The sequence below is a fragment of the Xanthomonas sp. SHU 166 genome, assembly GCF_000364685.1.
Lineage (GTDB): Bacteria > Pseudomonadota > Gammaproteobacteria > Xanthomonadales > Xanthomonadaceae > Xanthomonas_A > Xanthomonas_A sontii.
Map to the genome: position 1 here is coordinate 1 of NZ_AQOJ01000930.1, position 4,452 is coordinate 4,452.

Here is a 4,452-nt window from a genome sequence, read left to right on the forward strand (position 1 = left end):
AGCGCGTGAGCGCAGGTTCGGCGCTGGTCGCCCAGGCCGGCACGACGATGCAGGACATCGTGGCCTCGGTGCAGCGCGTGACCGACATCATGGGCGAGATCGCGGCCGCCTCGCAGGAGCAGTCGGCCGGCATCGAGCAGGTCAACCACACCGTCACCCAGATGGACGAGACCACCCAACAGAACGCCGCCCTGGTCGAGGAAGCCACTGCCGCGGCACGCGCGATGGAGCAGCAGGCCGGCGACCTGGTGGAGATCGTCGGCCAGTTCCAGGTGCGCAGCGAGACCTATCCGATGGTGGCGCAACTGGTGGCCCGCGCCACCGCCAACGCGGCGTAGCGCGGACGCCTTGCGCGGCACGCACGCCACGGAGGGGATGGGGCCGACATTGACGGCCCCATCCCACGCACGGCAACCCGGCCGACGTTGCGCTGCACCCACCCGACGCCCCAGCGTCCGCGCAAAGAAAAAGCCGCGCATCCGCGCGGCTTTTTTGTTCGCAGGAGGAACTGTTTCAGGCCCAGGAAATCATGCCTTTGCGAATCCCCACTCCCGAATCCCCAATCCCAGCCCCATCAGGGCCTGCGCGCCAGCGCCTCGACGTCCTTCGACTTCGGCAGCAGGTCCTGCTTGGTGACCTGGAACGGTCCGATCGACAGCAGCGGCACCGCCACGATCACCGAGGACACCACCACCACCACCGCACCGATCATGTGGGTCAGCGCCAGGCCTTCCATCGACTCGCCGCCGTACAAGTAAAGCGCCAGCGCCGACAGGAAGAACATCACCGCGGTGATCACCGTACGCGACAGGGTCTGGTTGATCGAGCGGTTCAGCACCTCGATCGGCTCCACGCGCAGGCTGCGGAAGTTCTCGCGCACGCGGTCGAACACCACGATGATGTCGTTGATCGCAAAGCCCATCACCGACAGCAGGCCGGCCAGCACGGTCAGGTCGAACTCACGGCCGGTGACCGACACGTAGGCCACCGTCACCAACAGGTCGAACAGCGCGGTCAGGCTGGCCACCACCGCGAACTTCCACTCGAAGCGGAAGGCGATGTAGATCAGGAAGCCGACCAGCATGAACACCGTGGCGTAGACGCCGTTCAAGGCCAGGTCCTTGCCGACCTGCGGGCCGACGAACTCGCCCGGCTTGACCGTGGCCGGGTTCTGCGGCGTGCTCACCGCCTTGCGCACCTGCTCGGCGAGGTTCTTGGTGATGTCCTCGTTGTTGTGCTCGCCCTGCGGCTGCAGGCGGATCACCACCTCGTTGCCGCTGCCGACGTTCTGCACCTGCGCATTCTCGAAGCCGGCCTTGGCCAGCTGCTCGCGCACCTGATCCACGTCGACCGGCTTCTGGAAACTGGTCTGCACCAGCGCGCCGCCGGTGAACTCCAGCGCGTAGTTGAAGCCCTTGGCGAAGATCACCGCGAACGAGGCCAACGCCAGCACCAGCATCAGCACCAGGGTCGGGTGCCGCCAGCGCATGAAGTCGATCTTGGTGTCGTTGGGGATCAGGTGAAGCGGGAAGATTTTCATTGGAGACCGCTCTGCGTTTTTTTGGACCCCGCGCCTGTCGGCGCGGGGACGTGCGGAAGGTGGCGTGCGTGGCTCAGATGGCCACGGACTTGATCTTCTTGCGACGGCCGTAGATCAGCACCGCCAGCGCGCGCGACACGGTGATCGCGGTGAACATCGAGGCGAAGATGCCGATGATCATGGTCAGCGCGAAGCCCTTGAGCGGGCCGGTACCGAACGCGTACAGCGCCACGCCGACGATCAGGCCGGTGAGGTTGGCGTCGAGGATGGTGCCGCCGGCCTTCTCGTAACCGGCCGCGATCGCCGACTTGGGCGGTACGCCCAGCCGCAGTTCTTCGCGGATACGCTCGTTGATCAGCACGTTGGCGTCCACCGACAGGCCCACCGACAGCGCCAGACCGGCGAAGCCCGGCAGGGTCATGGTGGCGCCGAACAGCGACATCACCGAGACCACGATCAGCAGGTTCATCAGCAGCGCGACCGAGGTGATCAGGCCGAACATGCGGTAGTACACGCTGAAGAACACCAGGGTGAACAGGAATGCGTAGACCACGGCGGTGATGCCGCGCTCCACGTTTTCCGCGCCCAGGCTGGGGCCGATCACGTATTCCTCGACGAAGTCCATCGGCGCGGCCAGCGAACCGGCACGCAGCAGCTTGGCCAGGTTCTCGGCCTCGGTCTTCTCCAGGCCGGTGGTCTGGAAGTTCTTGCCGAACACGCCGGCGATCCGGGTCGGCGCCAGCGCCTCCTCGTTGACGCGCACGCTGCGCACTTCCTTGCCGTCGACCATGGTCACGGTGGGGATGCGCTCGATGTAGACCACCGACATCAGCTTGCCGGTATTGGCGCTGGTGTAGTCGAACATGCGCTGGCCGGCGGCGTTGTTGAGCGTGACCGCCACGGCCGGCATGCCGTTCTGGTCGGTGCTGACGGTGGCGTTGACCATCTGGTCGCCGGACACCAGCACGCGCTTGCTCAGCAGCACCGGGGCGCCGCTGTCGCGCAGGCGGTAGACCTTGGCGTCGGGCGGGATGTTGCCGCTGCGCACCGCGTCCTCGGCGTTGCCGTCGACCACGCCGCGGAATTCCAGCGTGGCGGTGGCGCCGATCATGCGCTTGGCCTCGGCGGTGTCCTGCACGCCCGGCAGCTCGACCACGATGCGGTCGTCGCCCTGGCGCTGGATGATCGGCTCGGCCACGCCCAGCTGGTTGACGCGGTTGCGCAGGGTGGTCAGGTTCTGCTCGATGGCGCCGGCGGCGATCTGCTTCAGCTCGGCCTCGGGCACGGTCACGGCGATGGTCTGCCCGGACACCGCGTAGCTCAGGGTCGGCTGCGCCTTGGCGATGGCCGCGCGCGCGGCGCTGGCATCGACGCCCTCGCCCAGGCTGACCTGGATGCTGTTGTCCGGACGGCGCTCGACCGAGCGGTAGGCCAGGCGGTTGTCGCGCAAGGTGGTGCGGATGTCCTCGGCGAAGGTGTCCAGGCGCTTTTCCAGCGCCGCCTTCTGGTCGACCTGCAGGGCGAAGTGCACGCCGCCGACCAGGTCAAGACCCAGCACCATCGGCTTGCCGCCCAGGCGCGACAGCCAGTCCGGCACGGTCGAGGCCAGGTTCAGCGCCACCGTGTAGTTCTCGCCCACCTGCTGGCGCAGCACGTCGTTGGCACGGGTCTGCGCCTGCAGGTTCGGCAGGCGCACCATCAGGCTGTCGCCTTCCTTGTCGACCAGCTTCGGGGTGATCCCGGCCGTCTTCAGGTCGGCAAGGACCCGCTCGCGCAGGGCGTCGTCGATCTTGCCGCCGCGGCTGGCGGTGATCTGGACCGACGGATCCTTCTGGTACACGTTGGGCAGCGCGTACAACGCGCTCAACGCCAGCACGATCAGGATGAGGACATACTTCCAGCGCGGAAACTCGAGCATTGCGGGACCCCGCACGACGCCACGCCGGCGTCGCGCCTAGCAGTAGGAGAAATGGATCAGGCGGACTTCAGCGTGCCCTTCGGCAGGACATTGCCGACGGCACCCTTCTGCACGCGGATGCGCACGTTGTCGGCCACTTCGATGGTGATGAAGTTGTCGCCGATGTCGGTGACCACGCCGGCCACGCCGCCGGAGGTGATGACCTCGTCGCCGCGGCCGAGCTTGTCCAGCATCGACTTGTGTTCCTTCTGGCGCTTCATCTGCGGCCGGATCATCACGAAATACATCACCGCGATCAGGATGATGGGCAGCAGGAACATCTGCAGGCCACCACCGGCCGGGGCGGCGCCGCCAGCGGTCTGCGCCTGGGCGACGGGAATCAGGAAATCGAGCGGATTCATCGGGTACGTCCTATGGTTTGGGCAGCCCGACGCCCTGGGGCACGGACCGCTGGTTTGCCTTGCGGCAGCAAGCAGCCGCCGATTATGCCACGATCTTCCCCTTGCCCCCGGAACGGCCGCCGCGCCCCTCCCTTCTCCCTGTGGGACCCACGGCCCCCTTCTCGGGGGAAGGTGCCGCGCAGCGGCGGATGAGGGTACGGGCGAAGCCTCGTATCCTTTCGACTGCACGAGGCTTCGCCCGGACCCTCGTGTCACTTGGACTGCACGAGGCTGCGCCCGGAACCTCACCCCCGCCCCCTCCCGAACAACACGAGGCTGCGCCCGAACCCTCACCCCAACCCCTCTCCCGGGGGGGAGAGGGGCTTATCCGTGCTCCGTCGGGAGTGGCGTCGCTTCGACCCCGCGCGCCGCATAGAAGGACCGCCGGAACTGGGCAAAGGTTCCCGCGGCGATCGCCGCGCGCATGTCGGCCATCAGCTTCTGGTAGTACCAGAGGTTGTGCAGGGTGCCCAGCATCGGCGCCAGCATCTCGTTGCAGCGGTCCAGGTGGCGCAGGTAGGCGCGGGTGTAGCCGCTGCTGCAGGCATGGCAGG

General features: G+C 67.2%; 4 protein-coding genes and 1 pseudogene. 1 reads left to right on the top strand and 4 read right to left on the bottom strand.

The features are described 5' to 3' along the window. A pseudogene (locus D180_RS20840) lies at nt 1–242 on the top strand (methyl-accepting chemotaxis protein); the annotation flags it as partial. Between the two features lie 332 nt (nt 243–574). Here D180_RS20840 and secF read toward each other — a convergent pair. The 4 genes from secF to D180_RS20860 all read right to left on the bottom strand — a co-directional run. Continuing rightward, nucleotides 575–1,540: a protein translocase subunit SecF gene (secF, locus tag D180_RS20845; RefSeq protein ID WP_017910687.1), complete on the bottom strand. Its 966-nt coding sequence runs from the start codon at nt 1,538–1,540 to the stop codon at nt 575–577. Between the two features lie 73 nt (nt 1,541–1,613). Continuing rightward, nucleotides 1,614–3,458, bottom strand: a complete 1,845-nt coding sequence (gene secD / locus D180_RS20850) for a protein translocase subunit SecD (RefSeq protein ID WP_017914289.1) — start codon at nt 3,456–3,458, stop codon at nt 1,614–1,616. A 56-nt stretch (nt 3,459–3,514) separates the two neighbouring features. Next, nucleotides 3,515–3,859, bottom strand: coding sequence for a preprotein translocase subunit YajC (gene yajC, locus D180_RS20855; RefSeq protein ID WP_017910689.1), 345 nt, complete (start codon nt 3,857–3,859; stop codon nt 3,515–3,517). Between the two features lie 363 nt (nt 3,860–4,222). Next, nucleotides 4,223–4,452: tRNA-guanine transglycosylase (locus D180_RS20860; protein ID WP_043091483.1), on the bottom strand; the 230-nt coding region annotated here is incomplete at its 5' end.

Excerpts from the sequence above, each read along its gene's own strand:
- secF (WP_017910687.1), bottom strand. The coding sequence starts at position 1,540 with ATGAAAATCTTCCCGCTTCACCTGATCCCCAACGACACCAAGATCGAC.
- secD (WP_017914289.1), bottom strand. The coding sequence starts at position 3,458 with ATGCTCGAGTTTCCGCGCTGGAAGTATGTCCTCATCCTGATCGTGCTG.
- yajC (WP_017910689.1), bottom strand. The coding sequence starts at position 3,859 with ATGAATCCGCTCGATTTCCTGATTCCCGTCGCCCAGGCGCAGACCGCT.